The following is a 23712-nucleotide window of genomic DNA, read 5'->3' as shown; positions in this document are numbered from 1 at the left end:
GCTGTTACAAGGTCCGCAGCTGACGCACGTCCTGCTGTTCCAGAGCGGCGTCCAGCGCCACTTCCTTAAGTGGCACGGCGCCGACCGCCAGGGCTTTTTCGATGCTCAGGTCATCGCCCTGGGCGGCGAGCAGTGCCTGCAAACGCTGGAATTCGCTGCACCAGATGGTTTCGATGTCCTTGTCGCGCTGGGTGTCGTGGTTGGCCGTCAGTGCCACCGCACGCACTTGCAGGCGGCCATTGTCGGCGCTGCCGCCGACTTCAACGCCGTAGCCCGGGGTCGCGGTCTTGCGCAGTACCACCCGGCCCTTTTCCGCCCAGGCCGTGGCCATGCCTTCGCGCACTTCATAACCCAGGCTGCTCAGGCCTTCCAATACCGCCTGGCGGCGAGCCAGGGCGGCTTGCTGTTGCAGATGCTCGGCGATCAGCGCGGTGCATTGCTCGCTCAGCGCGCTGACTGTTTCCAGATCCTCGGCCGTGCACTGTTGCACCTGCTTCAGCAAGGCCTCCGCGGTCTCGCCCAGCAGGGTCTCGACTTCCGCCGCCAGGTCCTGCAACTGCGCCCAGCGCGCCCGGCGCTCGTTGCAGGCACGGGTGGCGCGGCCAATTCCAGGACCAGGCTGTCGAGCAGCAGGTTGCGTTGCTGGGGCCGGTGTTCCTCTTCGATCAACGTCAGCTTGGCCAAGTACGGTTCGGCGCTGGCGTGGCTGTCGAGGGTTTGCAGGTGGGCGATATGGCGGTCGATGTCCAGCAGGCGGGGTTCACGTTGTTCATGGGCCGCGCGCCATTGGGCCAGGGTCAGCGGTGCGCTGTCGGTTTGCAGGCGGCGGGCCAATTGCTGTTGCGCTTCGCTCAGGCGACTTTCCGCCGGTGCTGTGCTCAAGGCAGCAAAGCCCTGAGCCAGAATGCGTTCGGCCTGCTCGCTGCCTTGGCCGTCCGCCAGGGCTTGCAGTTGCTCCAGCAGTGCGGCTGGCGCGTCCTTGTCGTGCAGGGCCTTGAGCAGGGTCGCGGCATTCTCCCGCAGGCGCCGCTGCCATTGCCGCTGCTCGGTGGCGCGCTGTACCGCCCGCGCTTCACGCTGTGCCAGGTCCCGCTGGAGAAACTCGATCTCGATGGGCACTCGGGTTTGCAGCTCGCGCAGTTGGTCGGCGTCGATCAAGCGCTGTAGCTGGTCGCGACGGGCGTAGGTGGCGGCCTGTTCGCTGGCGTTGAGTTCACCGATCCGCGTGGCGTGCTGTTCCCAGCGGGCGATGGCTGTTTCCAGGCGGCGCAGGTGGCCGGCGCAGATCGCGAGGATTTCTTCGCGGGTGACGATGCGTACGACTTTGGGGCCGCTCATGGGGTGTCTTCCGTGTCGAGGAGGGGCTGCGCTGTTTCGGGCTCGGTGACGGTGACCGGGGTCACCACTGCCAGGCTCAAGGCGCGCTCGATGGCGGCTTGCAGGCGTGCGCGCTCGGCGTCGCCATCCTGGTACCAGCCCTGGGACGAAACCCGATGGATATGGGGAATGGCCCGGCGCAACACCGACGGCCGCCAGATTTCCCGCGAGCGGGCGCGGCTGAGCAGGGCGTGGCGTGGGGTGTCGCACTCGATGCCGATGGCGTAGAGCCCGGTGGCCGGGTTCTCGATGGCGAAATCCAGGCCGAAGGCATCGCCTTCGTTGGCCGGCGCGGCGGTCCAGCCCAGGCTTTGCACAAAGGCCGCCACGGCCTGGGTAAAGCCGTCGCTGTGGGCGCTGTGTTGCAGGCGCACTTCCGGGCGCTCGGTGAGCAAGCGGCCGAGCACGTTCTGGCTGGTGCTGAACTCCCCGGCGGACAGCGCCCTTGCGTATTCCAAGTAGCCCTGCAGGTAGTCCCGGGGGCTGGCCGGCGGGCGCTGGGTGCTGAGCATGTCGGAGATGTCGGCGATTGGCATCGAGGTGATCATCACCACCTTTTTCCGCGCCCGGGTCACCGCCACATTGAGCCGCCGTTCGCCTCCGGTCTGCCCGAGCACGCCGAAGTTGCGGCGGAAGCTGCCCTGGCTGTTACGGCCAAAGGTCGAGGAGAAGACGATGATGTCGCGCTCGTCACCCTGGACGTTTTCCACGTTCTTGACGAACACCGACATGTCTTCGCCGTCTTCACTGCGTTCCCGCTCCTGGCTGTAAGCGGCGCGGAACACCGGGTCTTGCTCGGCGCGGCGTTCCAGGCATTCCTCGATCAGGTCGGCCTGCTTGCGGTTGAAGGTCACCACGCCCACTGACGGCCGCGCCTCGTAAGGTGTCAGCCACAGTTGGGCCAGGTGCTCGACCACGCGCTCGGCTTCCAGGGCGTTGGTCTGTTGCTGGTAGAGGCCGTCGACGCGGATCAGCTCCAGGGGCTTGATGCTGAGGATGTTGGCCTCTGGGTGGCGCACCGGAATGCTCAGGCGGTTGCCATAGAACGAGGCGTTGGAAAAGCCAATCAGCTCGCGGTAGGCCGAGCGGTAGTGGATCTGCAAGGTGGTGGCCGGCAGCGAGCTGCGGGCCAGTTGCAGCAGGTCCGGGCAGTCCTTGATCTCGCGGCGGTTCCAGGTGTCTTCGAATTGCTCGCGCTGTTCTTCGTTGTCCTGGTCGTCGGGCAGGTCGCCGTCGAACAGTTCGGCCTCGTCGCTCTCGACCCGGCTGGAGAAAAACGCCGTCGGCGGCATTTGCTTTTCATCGCCACTGACCACCGTGACCCGCCCGCGATACAGGGTTGGCAGGGCGAACTCCACGGGCATCTGCGAGGCTTCGTCGTAGATCACGATGTCGAACAGGCCGGGCTTGAGGGGCAGCACCCGGCTGGCCACATCGGGGTTCATCAGCCATACCGGGCGCAGGCTCATCAGGCCCAGGCTCGACCCCATCTCGATGAATTCCCGTAGGCGTCGCGAGCGGCGACCGGTCAGGCGCGTCACGTCTTCCCACTGTTTGCGGGTGCCCAAGCGCGCGGCGTCGATGCCTTCGCTGAGCAACTGGCGGTTGAGCAGGCGCATCTGCGCATCGGCTTCGGCCAGGCTGGCGATTTTCGCCGCGGTTTCGCTTTGCTCCAGCATCAGCTCCGGCAGTTGTTGTTCCATGCGGCGCTTCCAGCCCAGGCGCGCCTCGCGATTGAGCAGGCGGCGGACCAGCGCTTCCAGTTGCTCGGGCGGCACGGCATCCAGAGACGCCTGTTGTTCGCGCAGCACGGCGAACAGCTCAAGGTCGGCGGCTGACAGTTGGCCGACCCGGCTGCGGAATTGCTGATAGGCCGCCAGCGTGGGCAGGGCATCGTCCAGGCGGTTCAGCACCAGCAGGTTGCTCTGGTTCTGGCTCACTGCAGTGTGCAGTTGCGCCAACAGCGGTGGCTCCAGCCAGTCGCCCAGGCGTTGCAGGGCGGCGAGGCTGAGCTGGCGCACATTGCAGCGGATAAAGGCCGCGTCGTAGTCGGCCAGCAGGGCGTCCAGGGATTGACGCTCACCCGTGAGGATGGCGGCGTCCACCTGGTCGACCCGTGGCGCTTCGGCCAGGCCCTGGGCCAGGGCGCCGATTTCCTGCAGTTGCCGCAGGTCGTTGCGCACCAGCGGGTGCAGGCTCAGGCCGATGTCGGCGGTGACGTCAGCCAGGCCCAGCTGTTGATGCAACTGGCCGAGCTGGTTGCGCAGCGGGCGCCATTGGTTTTCCAGCAACGCGGCGTTGAGCAAGGCCGGCAGCCGTTGTTCGCCGGCGTTGTCACCGTGTTCGCTAAGGAACCCCAGGACTTTGCTCCGCCGCAGCAGGCGCAGTGGGTTGAGCCGGGCCCACCACGACTGGCCCTGGATCAGGCTGCGGGTGCGCTGCTGCAGCGCGCGCAGTTCGGCGGCCGGCAAGGCGCTGAGGGCCGGGGACAGGTTGGCCAGGTAATGGGCCGGGTCGCACTGTTGCAATTGCAGGTCCAGCTGTTCCAGTGCCTGGATCAGGCCGTCGCCCTGAGGCGTTTCGCCGCCATGGCTGCGAAACAGCGGCAGCCAGCGAGCCAGCAGGTGGCGATGGTTGTCATCAAGGCCGAGCAGGCTTTGCACATGGCCGTCGAGCCAGGCGCGGTAAGGCGCCGGGTCCTCGACCTCGAAGCTTGCCGGGTGCGCTTGCAGGGTCTGCAGGCGCGTGCTTTCGGCGGCCTGGAACGCCCGCAGGCTGCTGTCGAAGGCTTGCAGGCTGGCCTTGTCGGTGGGGAAGGCCTGGACCTGGGCCAGCACGCTGTGTTCATAACGGGCCGGCAACCACAGCCGGGTCAGGGGGGCGCAGGCTTCTTCCAGGCGGGTCAGGTCGGCGATGTCCAGAGCTGCCAGGCGCTGGCGCAGCACCGGCATGTCCAGGGGCGGAGCCCCTTGCTCCAGGCCGATCAGTTCGCCGAGCAGGGTCCGGTAACTCAAGCCCGTGTGTTCATCGAGGCGGTGCAGGCTCTGGTGGAAACGGTCCAGCTCGCCTTCCAGGGCTTCGATGCGCGCCGCCAGGCGTTCACGCTGGCGCAGCCAGGGTTGCTCCAGCACCTCGACCTTGAACAGGGCTTCCAGTTGTTCGCGCACGCTGCGGATCACCGGTTCGCGGTCGCGGTTGATGTCATTGAGCATGACGATACGGTTGCCCAGGCCTTCGGCCACCAGGCGCTTGTGCACCACCTCCAGGGCAGCGTGCTTCTGGCAGACGATCAACAGGCTGCGTTGGCGGCCGATGGCGTCGGCCACCATGTTGACGATGGTCTGGCTCTTGCCGGTGCCGGGCGGGCCCTCTACCAGCAGCCCGGGGGCTTGCCGGGCCTGGAGCACGGCGGCTTCCTGGGACGGGTCGCTGGCCACGGTAAAGAAGCGCTGCAGCTCTGGCACCACCTCCATGGGCGGTGCCTGGGTGCTGCCTTCATTCAGGCGCAGGGCGGTTTCCAAGCCGGTGCCACCGGGCGGCAGGGCCTTGAGCTGGCGCAGGTCTTCGCCAATGGCCTGGCCCATAAAGGCCACGTGGAACAGCACCGCGGCGCAGGCCAACTGGTCCTGGTAGGCCAGCACTTCGGTGGTCGCTGGCGGCAGTGCGCCCAGGACTCGCGAGCGGGCGGTGGCGAGCATGCCGAAGGCGTCCATCACGTCGGCGGCCTTGAGTGCCGAACGCCCCAGCAGTTCGTCGGCGGTCTTGCGCCAGACCTTGCTGGCGTCGATGCCGAGCAGGGTTTCCAGGCCGGGGTTGAGCCGCACTTCTTCGCGTTCGCTGTCGAACACCAGGGACACCTGGCCCCGGCTGCCGACTTCCAGCAGCAGCTTGACCGGCCACAGCAGCAGCGGGGCGATGCGGGTGCGGGTGGTGCCGCGCGGGTCGCGGGTCAGGAGGAAGGGGAAGCCCAGGTACAGGCCGTCGATGCCGGTGTCGCGTTTGTACAGCGAGCTTTGCCGGTACAGGCTGTTCAAGCGCCCCTCCAGCCCGTCGTTGCCAGCGAAGCAGCCCGGGTCCAGAGCAATCGGCTGCGCGTTACGCGCCACCAAGTGATCGAGCAGCGCTGGCGCGGCGCTGCGCTCGCTGTGCAGTTCGTGCAGGTCGACCCGGGCCGTGGTTTTGCCGATGCTCATGCGCACCAGGGGCCCGCGCATCACTACGCTGGCGACCTTCTTCTCGAAGAAATCCAGAATCTGCGACACATAGTGCTGTTTTTGCGGCTCCAGCCATTGCTCGGCCGGGATCGCCAACAGCACCAGGGCCCGGGCCAATGGCATGCGCCGCTCCAGGCGGAACTGCTCGGCCCAGTCGTCGATTGCCGGCACGCCGCAGCGGGCGAAACCACTGATGCGCTCGTCGACATCGCGGTAAATCTGCGGCCGTGGCTGTTCCAGCAAAGCCTGTGCAGCGTCGGTTTCGAAGCTCAGCACCACGGCGTCGCGGGCCAGTTGCGCGGCTTCTTCGAGGATCGCGTCCACCGAGCGGAACTGGCCGATGGCGGCGCTGAGCAGCACGATCAGGTCTTCTTCGCTGATCAACCGGCGGTCCGACAGCGACAGCACGCCGTGGTGCTCACTGTCGGGCAGCAAGCGCTGGCGCTCTTCCCACTGCGCCGCCAGGCGTGCACGGGAGGTAGAGAGCAGGTAGATACGCAACTGGTCTTCGTCCAGCTCGATGGACTGGTGCTGGGCGCGCTGACGCACTTGCTCGGCGCGCACCTTGAGCCGGGTCAGCCAGTGTTCGGTTTCCAGGCGTTCCAGCAGGTCGGGGGCCGGGCCGCTGATCAGGCGATAACCGTCCAGGGGGTGTTCCAGCAGCCAGCCCGGGGTGACGATGTCGCCGCGCTGGATCAAGGGCATTTCCGGGTTCAGCAGCTTGAGCGCGAGCATCAGCCGCACGTCGTCTTCCAGGCCTTCGTGCTGGACCACCTGGCGCAGGCCGGCCAGCAGCTTGGGGGCCAAGCCGGCTTGCTCGGCCCAGGTCACGATCACCCCGCGCAGCAGGTGATCCAGGGCCTGGGCCCAGTGCTGGGCTTCGGCGGCCGCCAGGGCAAACAGCCGGGGTTTGCGAAAGCGCCGGTCGCCCAGGGTCAGGGTCGCGCCTTCGGCGTTGTCTTCTTCGGCGGCCATGGCGGCGGGGGCGCTGACCGCCTCGCCGTTGAGCCAGGCCTGGACCTGCGGCCATTGCCAGCGTTGGTGGCGATCCCGGGCCAGCAGGCCGCGCAGCAGCAGGTCGAGTTGCGGGTCCAGGTCCTCGGGCAGCAGCACGCCGTTGGCGAGGATATGGATCAGGTAGGCATTGGCATTGATGCCGGCAAAGCAGGCGCCCTGGGTCAACTGTTCGAGCAGGATCATGCCCAGGCTCCACCAGTCCGACGCTGCAGCCACGCCGCCGGCAATCGCTTCGGGGGCCATGTAGCGGCTGGTTTCCAGGGGCGAGACGATGTCCAGGTCGAACTCTGACAGGCGCGCCGAACCGAAGCCGCTGATCACCAGGTCCAGCGGTTCGCGGCTGCGCACCAGCAGGGTTGCCGGGCGCAGGTCGCGGTGGCGCAGGCCGGCTTCGCTGAAGGCATGCAGGGCCTGGCCCAGTTCGCGGACGATGTGCTGCACCGCGCTCACGTCGGTGACCACCATCCCCAGGTCGGCCAGGGTGCCGCCGGTGAGTTCTTCGGCCACTTCATAGGCGCGTTCGTCCCAACGGCCGGTGGCGATGATGTCCGGCACGTGCTCGCGGGGCAGGCGCTTGAGCACTTCGTAGACCGCCGGGTCGGGTTCGGCACCGGCCTGGTAGAGGGTCAGCACCGCCTGGTGGGCGTTGTCCAGGTGCTCGGCCATAAAGCGTTCGCGGACCCCGGTGCTGCTGATCTGGCGCAGCAGGCGCCAGCCATCGATCACGGTTTCGCCGCTGGCGGCTGCCGGTTCCGGGCTGGTGCTGGCCGGTACGGGCTCACTGTCGGGGGTGGCAGGTTCGGCGCTGGCTGGGTCGGCGCCGCAGACCAGGCACATCATGTCGCCCGGGTCCATGGGGTGGCCGGCGCTGCAATGCAGGCCAACGGGTGCGGCCTCCAGGGCCTGCTGTTGCTGCGCCAACCGTTCCTGGGTGATCACCGGTTGCGGGTGCCAGCCATCGGGGTGAATGGCCTCGGCGGACAGCTCCCAGCCACAGGGGCGGTGATCCGCCAGTTGGCCTTCGCAAAAGATTTCCGCCAGCGGGCGTGCGGTCTGGCAGTTGGGGCAAAAACGTATCATCGGGGGCAATTCCGGTTAACGGCGGCGTGAGGTATGGGCGCTGATCTGGAGTTGGTGGCCCTGGTCGTGCAACAGGTCGCGCAGGTGCAACAAGTCGTCACGGCGAGGGATGCCGGCCATCCAGACGCTGCCATCGTCATCGAACATCAGGTCCAGGGCCCGGTCGTCAGCCTGCAAGGGACGCTCGTAGGCGCCCAGGCGTTGACGACCCAGCTCGGTGAAAAAAATCAGGCGTTGGTTATCGCTGCCGCGTAGGACCCGCGTTTGCGCCTGTTGTTGCTCGAAGGGGTCGCAAATCAATGCATCGAGCAAACCTTGGGCGCGTTGCAGCAGGGGTTGCAGGGTCTCCAGGGTGTGCCCGCTGTAGACCAGGATGTCGGCCCGGGTGCGTTGGCGCAGGGCGCCGAGCAAGGCCAGCAGGGCCTCGGGCTGGTCGAAGGGTTCGCCGCCCGAAAGGGTGATGCCCTCGGCCTCGACCAGCCAGGGCTGGATGTCCTCCAGCAATTGTTCCAGGGCCAGCGGCTGTTTGCCGGGGCCCCAGGTGTCGGCGGAAATACAGCCCTCGCAGCGGATGCTGCAACCCTGGAACCAGATGCCCAGGCGCCGTCCCGGGCCGAGGGTGGTGACCGGGAAGTGCACCCGCGACAGGCTGATGTTCACAGCGTACGACGTTCCAGCAGCAGGCCTTCAGCGTTCAACTGGCTGATCAGGAAGTGCTCGCCGGGTTGGGCGTCCTGGTCGAACAGGGCCCTGGCCAGCGGGTTGATCAGGTGCGCTTCGAGCTGGTTGCGGATGCCCCGGCCGCCGTTGGACAGGTCATGCAGGCACAGGGCGCGCAGGCTTTGCAGGGAGCCGGCTTCCAGCTCGATGTGCAGCGCCTGGGCGGTGAGGTCGGCCAGGGTATTGCCGACCATCTGGTGGAAGATTTCCCCGGCCACGTCCTCGCGGATGAAGTCGAAGACGATGATGTTTTCGCCGATCCGGTTAAGGATCTCCGGGCGGTTGAGCACCAGTTTGAAGTAGCGCTCGATTTCGCTCAGAACCTTGCCCTGGACCACCGGGAAGGTTTCCCCGGGCAACACGTTGGCCACCCGTTCGCCGTTGTCGCCCTGACGGTAGATACCGAGGTTGGAGGTGAAGACAATCAGCGCCTCGGAAAAATACACCCGGTCGCCCCGGCCCGAGGTGAGCACGCCGTCGTCGAGGATCTGCAAAAACTTGTCGAGGATGCGCGGGTGGGCTTTTTCGATTTCATCGAACAGCACCACGCTGAAGGGTTTTTCGCGGATGGCATTGGTCAGTTCGCCGCCAACGTCGTAGCCGACATAGCCGGGTGGCGCACCGACCAGACGCTGGTCGGCGTGTTCGGCACTGAATTCCGACATATCGAAGCGGATGTATGCGCTTTCATCGCCGAACAGCAGGCTGGTGATGGTTTTCGCCAACTCGGTCTTGCCCACCCCGGTCGGGCCGGCGAGGAAGGCCACGCCCCGGGGGCGGTTGCCCTTGCGGCTGGCACCGACCCCGGTCATGGCGCGCTTGACGATATCCAGCATGTGGGTCACGGCGTGGCTTTGGCCCTTGACCCGCTGGCGGATGAAGTCATCGGCCTGGCGAATCCGCTGACGGTCGATCTTCAACCACGGGTCTTCGGTGACCCCGACCTTGTAGCGCCGCACTGCATCGCCGATGCGCTCCAGGGCCAGGCCTTCGACCCGGGCCAGTTGGGCAATGGCATTGAGGTCGAGCAGCAACAAGCCTTCGGTGTTCTCGGCAAAGGCCTGGGCGGCTTTTTGCTGGGTTTCTTCACTGGCGTCCTGGCTGCCGGCCAGGCCACGTAACAACGCCGGCGCCAGGGCCAGGCGGGCCTGCTGGTCCGGTTTGGAGACGGGAATATGGCGCAGCCGAGGGTTGTCGATCAGCATCCAGTCCGGCAAGTCGCCTTCTTTTTCCACCACCCAGAGAATGCTGTTGAAAAACGGTTTGCGCTGCTCGCCGGCCGGGCGCCCACGGGCCTGGTGGGACAGCACCAGGGCCTGGGTGAAGAGCTGGTGCTCGGCGGCGGTCAGGGCGTCGTTGCGGATGACCAGGCGCGAGGCGAAATCGACAATCAGCGCCAGCGGTTCGCCGGTGCGATTGACCAGCCGTTGCAGGGTGGCGCTGAGCAGGTCGGTGCCGGCTGGCGCGCTGCCTTCCACCGGGGTCAGGCCGAGCTCGCGCAGCAGAGTGTCGGCGATCGCCAGGTCGGCGCCTGGGGGCTGCAGCACTCGAAAGCCGGCCAGTGGGTCCCAACTGATGACCTGGCTGTAGCCGGCCGCCAGCAATTCGTCGCGCAGGTTGAGGTTGAAGGCCTGGGGCGTGATGACCCCGGGCGCCACTTCACTGGCCTGCAGGTCGCGGACGTTGCCGGACAGCACGAATTGACTTTTCAGGGGCAGGAAACGCAGCAGGTCGCGAAGCCAGCGTGGCTTTTCGAAGGAAGCAGTCCGTGGCATGGAGGCGAGACTCGTCGTAGGAGGCAGGCGCCGACCTTAGCATAGGGGCGATTTTGCTGACGATGCCCTCGGAGTTTTCTTGTCTTGGTTTGAGGGCGCTATCGCCGGCACGCCGGCTCCTATAGGAGGGATGGGTGTTGTAGGTGATGGCTTGGCAGCGACGGGCTCTCTGCCCATCTTCAATCCAAATGAATCCCCGGCCCGCGCTCGCCCAGCACGTCGCCAAAGTTGCGCAGCGGGCAGGCTTCCATGGACAGGCAACCGCAGCCGATGCAACCGTTGAGTTGATCACGCAGCCAGATCAGTTGGTTGATGCGGTTGTCCAGGTCATTGCGCCATTGGGCCGAGAGGTTTTTCCAGTCCGCTGCGGTAGGCGCGCGGCCGTCGGGCAAGGCTCGCAGGGCTTCGCCGATGGTGGCCAGCGGAATACCCAGGCGCTGGGCGATTTTGATCAAGGCCACCCGGCGCAGTACTTCTCGATGGTAGCGGCGCTGGTTGCCCGCGTTGCGATTGCTGCTGATCAGCCCCTTGGACTCGTAGAAGTGCAGGGCCGTAACCGCCACGCCGCTGCGCTGGGCGAGCTGGCCGACGGTCAATTCCTTGTGGATGTTGTCTTTGCTGATCATCGCCGGCCCCGGGTAAAAGTTGCTTGACCTCTAGTTAACTCGAGGTTTTACCCTGCGCACCGTCGAATCGCAATCTTTGAGATTTACTGGTCAGTGGGGATGAGCCATGCACGCGCCCGAGAAGAACCGCAGCTTTACGCAATTGATCGAATTTGAAATCGAGCCCCATCAACAGCCCGCGCTGGTGGCGGCGTTGTCCGAGCAGACCGAGCGCCTGGCCCGTTCGTACCGGGGCTTTTTGAGTGCCAGCGTACAGGCCAGCGATGATGGCCGGCGCGTGCTCAATTACCTGCAGTGGCAATCACGGGAGGCCGGCGAAGCGGCCTTTCGCAGTTTTGAAAACGGCGAGCAGGACTTCTGGTACCTGATTCACGCCCATCAGGCCAGGACCGTGACCTTCGGTTCGTTCCAGGTGCTGCGCAGCATCGAGCGCAGCCCGGACAACGCGCTGCACTGCCTGCTGGTGGAGCCGCGACTGGACGCCCAGCACCGGGTCAATTGAGGCTAGATCGACAACTGCAGGGTGCGTTCGCTGGGGCCCTCGATCGGCCGCCGTTTATTCACCGCCAGTTCGCCGATCTTGATCAGCCGGGTGCGCGTGACGTTGCGGCTCAGGCCCAGCAGGTTGGCGGTGTGCACCTGGTTGTAATGGCTGAAGCGATAGGCCGCACGCAGCAGAGCGTCCTCGACTTTTTCATGCAGGGCGCCGGCCTGTTCTTCGAAGAGCTTTTGAAAGGCCCGGTCGAGCAGGGCTTCCGCTGAGTCGTCGTGGCCGCCATGGCTGTCGTCCTGGCGTTCGATGCGCATGTTTGACAGGCGCAGGTCGTCGCGCTCGATGATCCCGTTGCGGCAGATCAACAGGGTGTGGTGAATGACGTTTTCCAGCTCGCGGATATTGCCCGGCCAGCTGTAGCCCTTGAGCTTGTGCTCGGCCTCCTTGCTGATGCTGATGGTGCCGTAGCCCAGGCGCTGACTGTAGGCCTCGATAAAGTGCCGGGTCAGGGGCAGGATGTCGCCGGGGCGATCGCGCAGCGGGCTGAGTTCCAGGCTGACCACGTCCAGTCGGTAGTACAGGTCCTCGCGGAAATGCCCGGCGTTGATGGCTTTTTCCAGTTGCACGTTAGTAGCGGCCAACACCCGCACATCAATGGGGATGCTTTTTCGCGAGCCCAGGCGCACCACTTCCCGCTCTTGCAACACCCGCAACAATTTGACCTGGATGGCCATCGGCAGGTCGCCGATTTCATCGAGGAACAGGGTGCCGCCGTTGGCCTCCTCGAACCACCCGGCCTTGGCGCTGAGGGCGCCGGTGAAGGCACCTTTTTCATGGCCGAAGAGTTCGGCTTCCACCAGGGATTCGGAGAACGCACCGCAGTTCACCGCGACAAAGGGCCGGTTGCGCCGGGCGCTGAGGTTGTGGATGTGCCGCGCCACCAGCTCTTTACCGGTGCCGGTCTCGCCGATGATCAGCACGCTGGCTTCACTGGGCGCGACCTGCTGCAAATGCGCGAGCAAGGCCTGGGATTTCGGGTCTTCGAAGACCTGGGCGGTGGCCCGGATCGAGGTGGCCAGCGCGGGCGAGGGCGGTAACGTCAAAAGTTGCATGGGCACGCTCTATGAATAGAAGGCTAGGAGTAGAAGGTCGGCGTCGGCAGCGACTGGTTCAGCGCCCAGTCGCCCAGTTCATGGAGTTTGTAATCCAGCGGGTCGTGCAGGGTTTGCGTGCGCAGGTTGCGCCAGTGGCGGTCCAGGCGCAGGGACGCATGGGTGGAACGGGCGCCGGTGACTTCGAACAGGCGGCTGCACAGGTCCAGGCCCTGGCGGCTGGTGGCGACCTTGGCGGCGGCGATGGCGGTGGCCAGGTGCCCGCGCTCTTCGGCGCTCAGGCTCGGCCCCTTGGCCCAGGCCTTGTCCAGCAGGTCGGCGGCCCGTTCCACCAGCAAGCGCATGCCTTCCAGGGCCACCCAGAAATCGCCATAGTGACTGAGCACATAAGGGTCTTGGTGGGCTTCCTGGGCGCTGGATTTATGCCAGGCCCGGGTTTCGGTGAGGGTGTATTGCCGGGCTTCCTCAAAGGCCCCTTCGGCGATGCCGAGGAACATATGGGTGAAGGTCAGCTGGGCGATCAATGGGCGCAGGCAGGCGAACGGCGTGCTCAGTGGGCCCGGGTCCAGCAGCAGCTCCGATTCTTCGACCCGCACCCGCTCGAAGCTGGCGCTGCCGCTGTCGGTCTGGCGCTGGCCCATGTTGTTCCAGTCGTTGTGCAGGGTGATGCCGCTGCGCCCGCTGGGGATGGCGGCGATCAGCAATTTGCCGCCGTTGTTTTCATCCACCGCCGAGGCGATGAGCATTTCCGAGTCGCTGGCGCCGGAGCAGAAACTCTTCTTGCCGGAGAACTCGCGCCAGCCACCCAGATTCTTGACCAGGGTGCGGGTGTCCAGCGGGTTGAGGGCGTTGCCCCAGAACCAGTTCTTGCGCGCGGTTTGCTCGAACCAGGGCTGCCATTGCTCGGGCTTGGCGAACAGACGCACCGTGGCCAGCATCAGGTGATGAAAGCCGAAGACGTGGGCGATGGAACTGTCGACCTTGGCGAACTCGCGAACGATGTTCAGGGTGTCGCTCCAACTGGCGCCGAGGCCGCCATATTGGGGCGGAATGCTCAGGGCCAGCAGCCCGCTTTGGCGCAGGGCATCGCGCTGGGCTTTGGGGGTGCCGCCGCGCTCGTCGCGTTCGGCAGCGGTCAGGGCAAACTCGGCGGCCAGTTGGCGGGCGGTCTGCAGGGGGGACAACAGGGCGCTTTGCGGCTTGGCAGTCACGCGGTGTTCCTCGTTCGTGGTCGTTGGGGCGACCAGGGGATAGGGGCAAGCGCGTTGCGCTGATCGCCAGCTGGGCGGCGCGACCTCGTACTGGGTCGGCGCCGGGCAGCGGCGCTAGCGGGCGTGCAGAGGGCGCTTTAGCCGGCCTTCGGGGTGTTGGGCAGCACGTCGTTGGCGATCATTTCGCCGAACGGCCCGGTCAGGTTGGTGATGCCGCGTCCGGCCAGGCTGGCGTAGGGTTCGGGCAACAACGGGAAGACCAGTTCGGCGAAGCGATAGGCCTCTTCCAGGTGCGGGTAGCCCGAGAAGATGAAGCTTTCGATGCCCAGGTCCGCGTATTCCTTGATGCGTGCCGCCACTTGCTCGGGGTTGCCCACCAGGGCCGTGCCGGCGCCACCGCGCACCAGGCCGACACCGGCCCAGAGGTTGGGGGCAATTTCCAGGTTGTCGCGACGCCCGTCGTGCAGGGCAGCCATGCGCCGCTGGCCTTCGGAGTCGAAGCGTGAAAAGGATTTTTGCGCGGCGGCGATGGTTTCGTCGCTGATGTGCTCGATCAGTTTGCCCGCGGCTTTCCAGGCGTCTTCTTCGGTTTCGCGGACGATCACGTGCAGGCGAATGCCGAACTTCACCGTGCGGCCTTTGCGGGCCGCGCGCTCACGCACATCGGCGAGCTTTTGCGCGACGGCGGCCGGCGGTTCGCCCCAGGTCAGGTAGACATCGACCTGATCGGCAGCCAGGTCGTGGGCCGCTTCGGAAGAACCACCGAAGTACAGCGGCGGGTAGGGCTTCTGCACTGGCGGATACAGGGCCTTGGCGTTTTGCACGCGTAAGTGCTTGCCTTCGAAATCCACGGCCTCGCCTTGCAGCACCCGGCGCCAGATTTGCAGGAACTCGTCGGTGACTTCGTAGCGTTCGCTGTGGTCGAGGAAGCTGCCGTCGCCACGGTTTTCATCGGGGTCGCCACCGGTGACCACGTTGATCAGCAGGCGGCCGTTGGACAGGCGATCGAGGGTCGCGGCCATGCGTGCCGAGACGGTGGGGGAGATGATCCCCGGACGAATCGCCACCAGGTAGCGCAAGCGTTCAGTCAGCGGCACCAAGGCCGAGGCGATGACCCAGGAGTCTTCGCAGGAGCGACCCGTGGGGATCAGTACGCCGTGGTAACCGAGGTTGTCTGCGGCCTGAGCCACTTGCTTGAGGTAGTTGAGGGTCACCGGGCGGGCGCCCTGGGTGGTGCCCAGGTAATGGCCGTCGCCGTGGGTGGGGAGAAACCAGAAAACATCCATGACAGGTCCTTAAGCGATTTTCAGCAGATTTTTTGGATGCACGCCGAACAGGGGCGCGGCGCGTTCTGCAGCAAGGCGAATGCGGGCCTTCAAGGGCTCACTGGTTATTTGGTAGTGGGTGAAGTCGGCTTCGGTGGCGTACACGCCGATGGGCAGGGTCAGGGCCTGGAAGAAACTCAGCAGCGGCCGCAATTGGTGATCCAGGACCAGGGCGTGGCGCTCGCTGCCACCGGTGGCGGCCAGTAATACCGGGGTGTCGATCAGGGCGTTGAGGTCGATCAGGTCGAACAGGTGCTTGAGCAGGCCCGGGTAGGAACCGCGGTACACCGGTGCCGCGACGATCAGCAGGTCGGCGTTTTCGATGGCCTTGAGTTCGGCTTCGATCTCGTCCGGCAATTCCTGGCGCGACAGTGCGGCGCCCAATGGCCGGGCGATATCCCCCAGTTCGATCAGCTTGCTTTCGATCGGCAACTGGGTCGCCAGTTCGGCGAGTACGGCTTGGGTCAGCACCAGGGTGCGGGATGGACGCCAGGTACCGCCGGATACCGCAACGACTTGCAATGGACGCGACATGATCAGTTCCTTTTTAAACAGTGGCTCAACGAGCAGTGAGAAGTGTCAGTGCTTGAGCAAGAGCTGTACCAAACCGTCAAGGCCTTGTAACGCGGGGCTTGTGGCGGTTTTGTGGGTGTGGCGCTGCTGTTGGTTGAGCGGTGTTTTGTTGATCGGCTGTTGCCTGGTGAACAGTTGCCCTGGCAACAGTCGAGCAACGGGATGGGCCTGTTATAAAGGGTTGTTGTTATTCCTCAAAAGAGCTTGTTTCCATATTTATAGAACTTTAATGAATATGAAGGGCTGGACTGGGCGGTCAATAGCGACTATCGAGCGTGTTGATTTTTCACCTGCAAGGGCCGCGAGTAGCCTGTGTCCATTGTTCGCAACCCGCTTCCCAGGACTGAGCCATGAACCGTTTTCTCACTGTTTTTTTGCTGCTTGCCGTTTCCGTTCTCGCCGGCTGTGCGAGCCACGTCAGCCCCGAATTGCGCCCTTATACGGCCGAGGAAAGTCGCCAATTGGCGCTTGAGGCGTTGAGCCGGCGCGGGTTGTCGTTCGACGACTACCAGCAGCAAAAAGCTCGTTTGCTCGGCCAGCCGCAACGCCCCGGGGCTTTTGATCAGCAGGGCGAAATGAGTGTGCAGCGCGGTATCAGCCTGTTGGGCCGGCCCAGCTGAGGCACTGTATGGCTGAAAGTTTTCCCCAACTGTCCGTGGGTTTCCGGCGGTGCCTGGGATAGGGTCAAGGCCTGACTGACCCTGCCTGCGGATAGACTTTTATGACGCTCTCGCCTGACCTGTTGTTGGCTTTCGCCTTGTTTGCCCTGGTCACTTCCATCACCCCCGGACCGAACAACACCATGCTCCTGGCATCCGGTGTGAACTTCGGGTTCAACCGCTCCATTCCCCATATTCTCGGTATCAGCTGCGGTTTCTTTGTCTTGGTGCTGGCGGTTGGGCTGGGGCTGGGCGCGGTGTTCGAGGCCTACCCGTTGCTGTACAGCGTGTTGCGCTATGTCGGCGCGGCTTACCTGCTGTACCTGGCGTGGAAAATCGCCTGCTCGGGTCCCATGGCCGAGAACCAGGACGGCCGGGGCCAGCCCCTGGGGTATTGGGGGGCAGCGGCGTTCCAGTGGGTCAACCCCAAGGCGTGGGTCATGGCGGTGGGGGCCATCAGCACCTACACGCCGTTGCAGGGTTATTTCACCAATGTGCTGGTGATTTCCGCGGTCTTTGCCTTGATCAACGCCCCGACCGTCAGCCTTTGGGCGGCCTGTGGCAGCCTGTTGCGCAATGCGCTGCGTAACCCGCGCTGGCTGCGCCTGTTCAATCTGGGCATGGCGGCCTTGCTGGTCATTTCCCTGTATCCGTTGTTGCTGGAAAGCCTGGGTTGATCTGGGCTTCATGCCGGTGCCCGCAGCCTGTTAAGCTCGCGCCAGGAGCGTTCCTACGCACTATTAAATGAAGTTGTCCTTCTTTAACTGCATTTGATCGGGTCTTGCCCGGAGCCTGTCCTGATATGACGTTACCCGGCGTGGTGACTCGGCCAGGCGGGGTGATCTCTGTGCACACTTCGATTCTGGAATAGGCTCTGCGGGTTTTTGCCATGAATGAACGTCCTCTTTATTTCGACTACGCGGCCACCACTCCGGTGGATGAGCGAGTCATCCGGGTGATGGTGGAGTGCCTGGGGTTTTCCGGTAATTTCGGCAACCCGGCCTCCAGTTCCCACGCCTTCGGTCAGCAGGCCCGGCGCAGCGTTGAACGTGCGCGGCAGCAGGTCGCCGATTTGCTGGGCGCCCGTGCCGAGCAGATTGTCTGGACCTCCGGCGCCACCGAGTCGAACAACCTGGCCCTCAAGGGCGTCGCCCAGGCGCGCGGGAGTGCCGGCGGCCACCTGATTACCAGCCAGATCGAACACAAAGCGATCCTCGACACCGCTCGGCAACTGCAGGACGCCGGGGTGGCGGTGACTTATCTGGTGCCGGACGCCGAAGGGCTGATCACGGCGCAAGCGGTCAGCGAAGCCCTGCGTGAAGACACCTTTCTGGTGTCGCTGATGCTGGTCAACAACGAACTGGGCACGGTCAACGACATCCCCGGTATCGGCCAGGTGGTGCGTGAGCATGGCGCCTTGCTGCATGTGGATGCGGCCCAGGGGGCGGGCAAGGTGGCGATCGACCTGGCTCAGTGGCCGGTGGACTTGATGTCGTTTTCCGCCCACAAGATCTATGGCCCCAAGGGTATTGGCGCGCTGTATGTCGGGCCGCGGGCGCAGCAGCGCTTGCAGGCGCAGATCCATGGCGGTGGCCATGAAGGCGGCTTGCGTTCCGGAACCTTGGCCACTCATCAGATCGTGGCCATGGGCGAGGCCTTTGCCTTGGCCCAGGAGCATTTCGACGAAGAGGCGGCGACGGTTGCCCGACTGCGCGAGCGTTTGTTGGAGCAGTTGGCCGACGTGCCGGGCGTGCGTTTGAATGGCAGCGTTAGCCAGCGTATTCCGCACACCTTGAGCCTGACCTTTAATGAAGGCAGTTTCGACCCGTTGGCCCTCAGCGCTTCCATGGCTTTTTCCGCCACCTCGGCCTGTAATTCGGCGAGCAATGCGCCTTCCCATGTATTGCTGGCCCTGGGGCTCGACGCTCGAAGTGCCGGGCGCACCATTCGTTTGAGCCTGGGGCGTTTTACCACTGAACAGGACATCGACCAGGCGGCGCGCCTGCTCAAGGATGCCGTGGCCGCTGCGCCGGCATTCTGGGCCCAGCCTTAGCCTTGAGGGCGGCGAATTGCCCTTCTATCAGAACGATTCAAGCGGTTAGCAGGAGAAACAATGACTACCCAGCCTTTGCCCGTGGTTCCCCAGCGCCTGGCGCAGACCCGTGAGCTGATGCGCCGCGAGGGCATTCATGCCTTGCTGGTGCCGTCGGCGGACCCGCATCTGTCGGAATACTTGCCGGGTTACTGGCAGGGGCGCCAGTGGTTGTCGGGGTTCCACGGCTCGGTGGGTACTCTGATCATCACCGGCGACTTTGCCGGGGTCTGGGCCGATAGCCGTTACTGGGAGCAGGCGGCGAAAGAGCTGGATGGCAGTGGCATCGAGTTGGTCAAGCTGCGTCCGGGCCAACCCGGCCCGCTGGACTGGTTGGCCGAGCACACACCGTCCGCTGGGGTGGTGGCGGTGGATGGAGCGGTGATGGCGGTGGCCGCCGCGCGGACCCTGGGCGCCAAGTTGCAGGAACGCGGGGCGCAGTTGCGCACGGATCTGGACCTGTTGAATGAGCTTTGGAGCGACCGCCCGGCCTTGCCGGACCAACCGATCTATCAACACTTGCCACCCCAGGCCACGGTCAGCCGGGTGGAGAAGCTGGCCCGGGTACGGGAAAGCCTCAAGGAGCGGGGAGCTGATTGGCACTTTATCGCCACCCTGGATGACATCGCCTGGCTGTTTAACCTGCGGGGTGCAGATGTTTCGTTCAACCCGGTGTTTGTGTCCTTCGCCCTGATCAGCCAAGAGCAGGCCACCTTGTTTGTGGCCCTGAGCAAAGTGGATGACGCCTTGCGCGCGGTGCTGGAGCAGGACGGCGTCACCTTGCGTGACTACCACGAGGTGGCGGCGGCCCTGGGTGCGGTGCCGGTGGGCGCGAGCCTGCAGATCGACCCGGCACGGGTCACCGCCGGGTTGCTGAACAATGTGCAGGATGGCGTCCGCTTGGTGGAGGGCTTGAACCCCAGTACGTTGGCCAAGTCGCAGAAAAGCCTGGCGGATGCTGAGCACATCCGTCAGGCCATGGAGCAGGACGGTGCAGCGCTGTGCGAGTTTTTTGCCTGGCTGGAGACGGCCCTGGGCACGGAGCGCATCACCGAGCTGACCATCGATGAGCACCTGAGTGCTGCTCGTGCCCGACGCCCGGGGTTTGTATCGCTGAGTTTCAACACCATTGCAGCGTTCAATGCCAATGGCGCCATGCCCCATTACCACGCCACGCCGGCCGAGCACGCGCTGATCGAAGGTGATGGTTTGTTGTTGATCGATTCCGGTGGCCAGTACCTGGGCGGCACCACCGATATCACGCGCATGGTGCCCATCGGCACGCCGACTGCCGAGCAGAAACGCGATTGCACCCGGGTGCTCAAGGGCGTGATTGCCTTGTCCCGGGCACAGTTTCCGCGGGGCATTCTGTCGCCGTTGCTGGACGCCATCGCGCGCGCGCCGATCTGGGCCGAGGGTGTGGATTACGGGCATGGCACCGGGCATGGCGTGGGGTATTTCCTCAATGTCCACGAGGGCCCGCAAGTGATCGCCTATCAGGCGGCGGTGGCGCCACAGACGGCCATGCAGCCGGGAATGATTACCTCCATCGAGCCAGGGACTTATCGTCCCGGGCGCTGGGGCGTTCGAATCGAGAACCTGGTGTTGAACCGTGAGGCGGGGCAGACCGAGTTCGGTGAGTTCCTGCGTTTTGAAACCCTGACCCTCTGCCCGATCGACACGCGGTGTCTGGAGCCGAGCTTGCTGACCGAGGATGAGCGGGCTTGGTTCAACGCCTATCACGCCGAGGTTTGCGAGCGGTTGAGCCCACTGTTGCAGGGCGCCGCGCTGGAGTGGTTGCAGGTCCGCACGGCGGCGATCTGAGGGAGACGGCGCGCCACCAGCTTTCGGCTGGCTGGCGCGCCGCTGCGCTTAGCCCTCCAGGGCTTCGCGCACGAAGTCCAGCCGGTCCTGGCCGAAAAACAACTGGTCACCCACAAACAGGCTGGGCGCACCGAATACGCCACGCTGCAGGGCGTGCTCGGTCTTGTCCTTAAGCGCGCTCTTAACCGCCTCGTTGTTGCACAGGTCGAGCACCGCATGGGGCTCGAAACCGGCCGCCTCCAGCACCTCGCTGACCACTGCCAGATCGTTGAGGTTGCGCTGGTCGACCCAGAGCGCCTGGAACAGACAATCCAAAAATGCCGTCAGGCGTTCCGGGTGGTGCATCTGCATGCCGGTGACGGCGCGCATCAGCAGCAAGGTATTGATGGGGAAGTGCGGGTTGAAATTAAGCGTCACCCGGTAGCGTTTGGCGTAGCGAGCCAGGTCCTGGAGCATGTAGCGCCCCTTGGCGGGGATGGTGATCGGCGAGGCATTGCCGGTGGTCTTGAAGACGCCGCCCAGCAGCATCGGCTGGTAGATCAGTTGGCTGTCGGTGGCGGCGCAGATCCCTGGCAATTGGGTGTAGGCCAGGTACGAGGTGGGACTGCCGAGGTCGAAGAAAAACTCCACGGATTTGCGCATGGCAAACTCCTTGTCGTGATCGGGGAGGGGCTTACCAGCGTTCGTTCCAGGGCCGCAGGTCGAGCTCGAAGGTCCAGGCATCCCGGGGCTGGCTGTGCAGGTACCAGTAGTTTTCGGCAATGTGTTCGGGGTTGAGGATGCCGTCCTGATCCTTGAGGGCGTACTTTTCCGGGAAATTGTCGCGGATAAAGTCGGTATCGATGGCGCCGTCGACCACCACGTGGGCGACGTGGATGTTCAAGGGGCCCAGCTCCCTGGCCATGCTTTGCGCCAAGGCTCGGATGCCGTGCTTGGCCCCGGCGAAGGCGGCGAAACCTGCCGCACCGCGCAGGCCAGCGGTGGCACCGGTAAACAGAATGCTGCCGCGCTGGCGGGTGACCATGCGCTTGGCCACTTCCCGGGCATTGAGGAAGCCTGAAAAGCACGCCATTTCCCAGATCTTGAAGTATTTGCGCGCGGTCTCTTCAAGGATGCTGCACGGCACATTGGCGCCGATGTTGAACACCATGGCTTCGATGGGGCCGATCTGGGTTTCGATCTGCTCAATCAGCGCGACCACCTCTTCTTCCTTGCGCGCGTCACAGGCAAAGCCCTGGGCTTCACCTCCTACGGCCTGGATGGCGTCCACCAGGGGTTGCAGCTTCTCGGCGCTGCGGCGGGTAACACAGGCGAAAAAGCCTTCAGCGGCAAAGCGCTTGGCAATGGCTCCGCCAGTGGCGTCACCGGCGCCGACCACCAGTACGACTTTTTTATTGTTGGCAGTGTGGGTCATGGGGAATCGCTCTTTGGTAAACGGTCGTTAACTAAACGAACGTTATGCTACGATCCGCCATGCGTCAAGGTGATGAATCGAAGGGGAGCGAGATGCGTTATTCAGCCGATCACAAGCAGGAAACCCGGGAGCGCTTGCTAAAAAGCAGTGCGGTGTCCGCCAAGAAGGAAGGTTTCTCCAGCGTGGGTGTGGATGCATTGATGAAGGCGATCGGGCTCAGTGGTGGGGCGTTCTACAGTCACTTCGCCTCCAAGGATGAGTTGTTCAGCGCGATCGTCGAGCGCGAGCTGAGCCAGAGCCTGGAGCGTTTGGGCGGGCAGGGAGAGCAGAGTCAGGCGCAACTGCGGCGTTGCCTCAAGCAGTACTTAAGCATGGCGCACCTTGAGCAGCCGGGGGCTGGGTGTGCATTGCCTGCGTTGGGTGCGGAAATTTCCCGGGGGAGCCAGGCTGTTCGCCAGCAGGCCGAGGATTGGATTTGTCGTTTACAGCAGGCTTGGGCCGAGACCCTGGGCAGTGACAGTCTGGCCTGGTCGATTCTCTCGCAATGTGTCGGCGCCCTGGTGATCGCACGGATGCTGGTGAGCCCAGGCATTCAGCGCCAGGTGTTGAAGGCCAGTCACGATGAGCTTATTCACCAGCTTGAACATCCGCCCGGCGCTTGAGCCCGGGGGACGTTTACTTGCACATCACGATCATGCTTCGACTGGTATAACCCGCCGGATTCAAGCCGAAGGGGTAATCCCCTGGCTCCTCAGTGCCGTCGCCTGATTTGGCGAGCACCTTGTAGCCGCCGGGGCCGCAGGACTTGTTGGCTCGGGCGTAGCACTTGTCCCAGGAAGAGGACAGGCCGGAGCAGTTGATGTGGAGTCCTTTTTTACCGTGCTTGACCTTGGTCTCCGCGGTCGCTGCGCAGCCTGCAATCGCAAGTACGGCCAACAGTATCAAAAATCGTTTCATCCCCGTCCTTATCGCTAACCTCGGATCTTATGCCCGAGTGTGACTGCATTAACTGTCGTCTTTAGTGTTTGCGATATCCCTGTCCGACATGTCCATGGCCGACGTCCAGTAGCCGGCTAAACATGGCCTAATTGAGCCTCAAATACCAGAGTTGAGTTGAATCTTAATCAATCAGCCGCGACCGGTGGGTGGGATTGGTTACCCATGGTCATGGTGGCGCCGACGGAGGCGCAGATGATGCAGGCAATTGCCATCCACTGTGCCAGCGAAAGGTACTCATGGAGGAACAACAGGCCGGAGAGAGCACCGAAAGCAGGCTCGATACTCATCAGGGTGCCAAAGGTACGTGCTGGCATCCGGGTCAGCGCGACCATTTCCAGGCTGTAAGGCAGGGCGGTGGACAAGACAGCGACGCCCAGGGCGATTGGAATCAAGGAGGGGGTCAGCAGAGCCGCGCCGGCATGGACAATACCGATTGGGGCGATAAACAAGGCGGCGATCATCACGCCCAGCGCTGCGGTTTGAATACCGTTCTCTGCACCGGCCTTTTGCCCGAAGAGAATGTACAGCGCCCAGCAGACTCCGGCGCCGAGTGCATAAGCCGCACCGGTCAGGTCGATACCTGTGCTGGTCGAGCCAGTGGGGATGAGTAGCAGGAGTCCGATGATCGCCAGTCCGATCCATAGAAAGTCGATGGCTCGTCGAGAAGCGTAGATCGCCACTGCCAGTGGGCCTGTGAACTCCAGCGCAACAGCGATTCCCAGGGGGACGGTTCTCAGTGACATATAGAAGAGGAAGTTCATGCCGCCCAAGGCCAGCCCGTAAACGACTACCGTGCGCAATGACTTGGCGCTGAGCTTGGCGCGCCAAGGGCGCAATAGCAGCAGCATGATGATGCTGGCGAAGATCAAGCGCAGTGTTGTTGTGCCCTGAGCCCCCACGATTGGGAACATGCTCTTGGCCAGGGAGGCTCCAGACTGGATCGAGGCCATGGCAATCAGCAGCAGGCCTACCGGGAACAACGTCGAGGCAAGGCTGCGAGGTGGGGTGTTCATGCAGGGTGTCATCCAGGGCAATGTCAGGAGGGTGAGTCTGGATATGATGCTTAACTAAACCGGATTGAGCAATATATTGCTCAATTCTTTGTGATTCTTCTATATAAGGTCAGGATTCAGGTGGAATTTTGGCCAGGCAATAGAAACTTTGAATTAAGGGTTGACGCCAGATTCTATGGGCCTATAAT

18 protein-coding genes and 1 pseudogene are annotated in these 23712 nt (G+C 64.1%); 6 read left to right on the top strand and 13 right to left on the bottom strand.

The window, feature by feature from the left end; translation table 11 throughout:
* Positions 1-4 precede the first annotated feature (4 nt).
* The 5 genes and pseudogenes from M1B34_RS20760 to soxR form a co-directional block, all read right to left on the bottom strand.
* Positions 5-1338: pseudogene (locus M1B34_RS20760) on the bottom strand (hypothetical protein).
* The gene (locus M1B34_RS20755) at positions 1335-7688 is read right to left on the bottom strand and encodes an AAA domain-containing protein (protein ID WP_268266107.1); all 6354 of its coding nucleotides are present in this window, start codon (positions 7686-7688) and stop codon (positions 1335-1337) included. Before M1B34_RS20755 ends, M1B34_RS20760 begins: the two are co-directional and overlap by 4 nt.
* Positions 7689-7703: 15 nt before the next feature.
* Complete coding sequence (locus M1B34_RS20750) at positions 7704-8348, bottom strand: 4Fe-4S single cluster domain-containing protein (RefSeq protein WP_268266106.1); 645 nt, start codon at positions 8346-8348, stop codon at positions 7704-7706.
* A complete protein-coding gene (locus M1B34_RS20745) occupies positions 8345-10183 on the bottom strand; it encodes an AAA family ATPase (RefSeq protein ID WP_268266105.1) in 1839 nt (612 codons plus the stop codon). Before M1B34_RS20745 ends, M1B34_RS20750 begins: the two co-directional genes overlap by 4 nt.
* A 179-nt stretch (positions 10184-10362) precedes the next feature.
* A complete protein-coding gene (gene soxR, locus M1B34_RS20740; RefSeq protein ID WP_123328145.1) occupies positions 10363-10809 on the bottom strand; it encodes a redox-sensitive transcriptional activator SoxR in 447 nt (148 codons plus the stop codon).
* A 106-nt stretch (positions 10810-10915) separates the two neighbouring features.
* On the opposite strand from soxR, the gene M1B34_RS20735 reads away from it, so the two are divergent.
* Positions 10916-11311 carry an antibiotic biosynthesis monooxygenase gene (locus M1B34_RS20735; protein ID WP_268261547.1) on the top strand — a complete coding sequence of 132 codons (396 nt, stop codon included), beginning with the start codon at positions 10916-10918 and terminating at the stop codon, positions 11309-11311.
* Between the two features lie 2 nt (positions 11312-11313).
* On the opposite strand, the gene M1B34_RS20730 is transcribed toward M1B34_RS20735, so the two are convergent.
* The 4 genes from M1B34_RS20730 to msuE all read right to left on the bottom strand — a co-directional run bounded on the left by M1B34_RS20730 (position 11314) and on the right by msuE (position 15484).
* Entirely contained in the window at positions 11314-12414 is a 1101-nt protein-coding gene (locus tag M1B34_RS20730; RefSeq protein ID WP_268266104.1) for a sigma-54 interaction domain-containing protein, read from the bottom strand.
* 23 nt (positions 12415-12437) lie between these two features.
* Entirely contained in the window at positions 12438-13625 is a 1188-nt protein-coding gene (locus tag M1B34_RS20725; RefSeq protein WP_268266103.1) for an acyl-CoA dehydrogenase family protein, read from the bottom strand.
* 137 nt (positions 13626-13762) lie between these two features.
* Positions 13763-14911: an FMNH2-dependent alkanesulfonate monooxygenase gene (ssuD, locus tag M1B34_RS20720; RefSeq protein ID WP_123328141.1), complete on the bottom strand. Its 1149-nt coding sequence runs from the start codon at positions 14909-14911 to the stop codon at positions 13763-13765.
* Positions 14912-14920: 9 nt separating this feature from the next.
* Positions 14921-15484 carry an FMN reductase gene (gene msuE / locus M1B34_RS20715; protein ID WP_268266102.1) on the bottom strand — a complete coding sequence of 188 codons (564 nt, stop codon included), beginning with the start codon at positions 15482-15484 and terminating at the stop codon, positions 14921-14923.
* 389 nt (positions 15485-15873) lie between these two features.
* Between msuE and M1B34_RS20710 the strand changes: the two genes are divergently transcribed.
* From M1B34_RS20710 to M1B34_RS20695, 4 genes are all read left to right on the top strand, one after another.
* A complete protein-coding gene (locus tag M1B34_RS20710) occupies positions 15874-16143 on the top strand; it encodes a hypothetical protein (protein ID WP_268266101.1) in 270 nt (89 codons plus the stop codon).
* Positions 16144-16244: 101 nt separating this feature from the next.
* Positions 16245-16859 carry a LysE family translocator gene (locus tag M1B34_RS20705; protein WP_268266100.1) on the top strand — a complete coding sequence of 205 codons (615 nt, stop codon included), beginning with the start codon at positions 16245-16247 and terminating at the stop codon, positions 16857-16859.
* 212 nt (positions 16860-17071) lie between these two features.
* Complete coding sequence (locus M1B34_RS20700; RefSeq protein WP_268266099.1) at positions 17072-18235, top strand: cysteine desulfurase family protein; 1164 nt, start codon at positions 17072-17074, stop codon at positions 18233-18235.
* Positions 18236-18295: 60 nt separating this feature from the next.
* On the top strand, positions 18296-20098 hold the full coding sequence (locus M1B34_RS20695) for an aminopeptidase P family protein (protein WP_268266098.1): 1803 nt from the start codon (positions 18296-18298) through the stop codon (positions 20096-20098).
* Positions 20099-20146: 48 nt separating this feature from the next.
* Here the strand turns inward: M1B34_RS20695 and M1B34_RS20690 are convergent, their stop codons facing one another.
* Both M1B34_RS20690 and M1B34_RS20685 read right to left on the bottom strand, forming a co-directional pair.
* Positions 20147-20740, bottom strand: a complete 594-nt coding sequence (locus M1B34_RS20690; RefSeq protein WP_268261540.1) for a 2-hydroxychromene-2-carboxylate isomerase — start codon at positions 20738-20740, stop codon at positions 20147-20149.
* A 31-nt stretch (positions 20741-20771) separates the two neighbouring features.
* Positions 20772-21512 carry an SDR family oxidoreductase gene (locus M1B34_RS20685; RefSeq protein ID WP_268261539.1) on the bottom strand — a complete coding sequence of 247 codons (741 nt, stop codon included), beginning with the start codon at positions 21510-21512 and terminating at the stop codon, positions 20772-20774.
* Positions 21513-21604: 92 nt separating this feature from the next.
* Between M1B34_RS20685 and M1B34_RS20680 the strand changes: the two genes are divergently transcribed.
* A complete protein-coding gene (locus tag M1B34_RS20680) occupies positions 21605-22174 on the top strand; it encodes a TetR/AcrR family transcriptional regulator (RefSeq protein ID WP_268266147.1) in 570 nt (189 codons plus the stop codon).
* Positions 22175-22187: 13 nt separating this feature from the next.
* Here the strand turns inward: M1B34_RS20680 and M1B34_RS20675 are convergent, their stop codons facing one another.
* Positions 22188-22469 carry a hypothetical protein gene (locus tag M1B34_RS20675; protein WP_268266097.1) on the bottom strand — a complete coding sequence of 94 codons (282 nt, stop codon included), beginning with the start codon at positions 22467-22469 and terminating at the stop codon, positions 22188-22190.
* A 167-nt stretch (positions 22470-22636) separates the two neighbouring features.
* Complete coding sequence (gene rhtA / locus M1B34_RS20670; protein WP_268266096.1) at positions 22637-23524, bottom strand: threonine/homoserine exporter RhtA; 888 nt, start codon at positions 23522-23524, stop codon at positions 22637-22639.
* Positions 23525-23712: the final 188 nt, after the last annotated feature.

The sequence above is a fragment of the Pseudomonas morbosilactucae genome, assembly GCF_023241715.1.
Lineage (GTDB): Bacteria > Pseudomonadota > Gammaproteobacteria > Pseudomonadales > Pseudomonadaceae > Aquipseudomonas > Aquipseudomonas morbosilactucae.
This window is presented reverse-complemented; position numbering and strand designations above follow the sequence as displayed.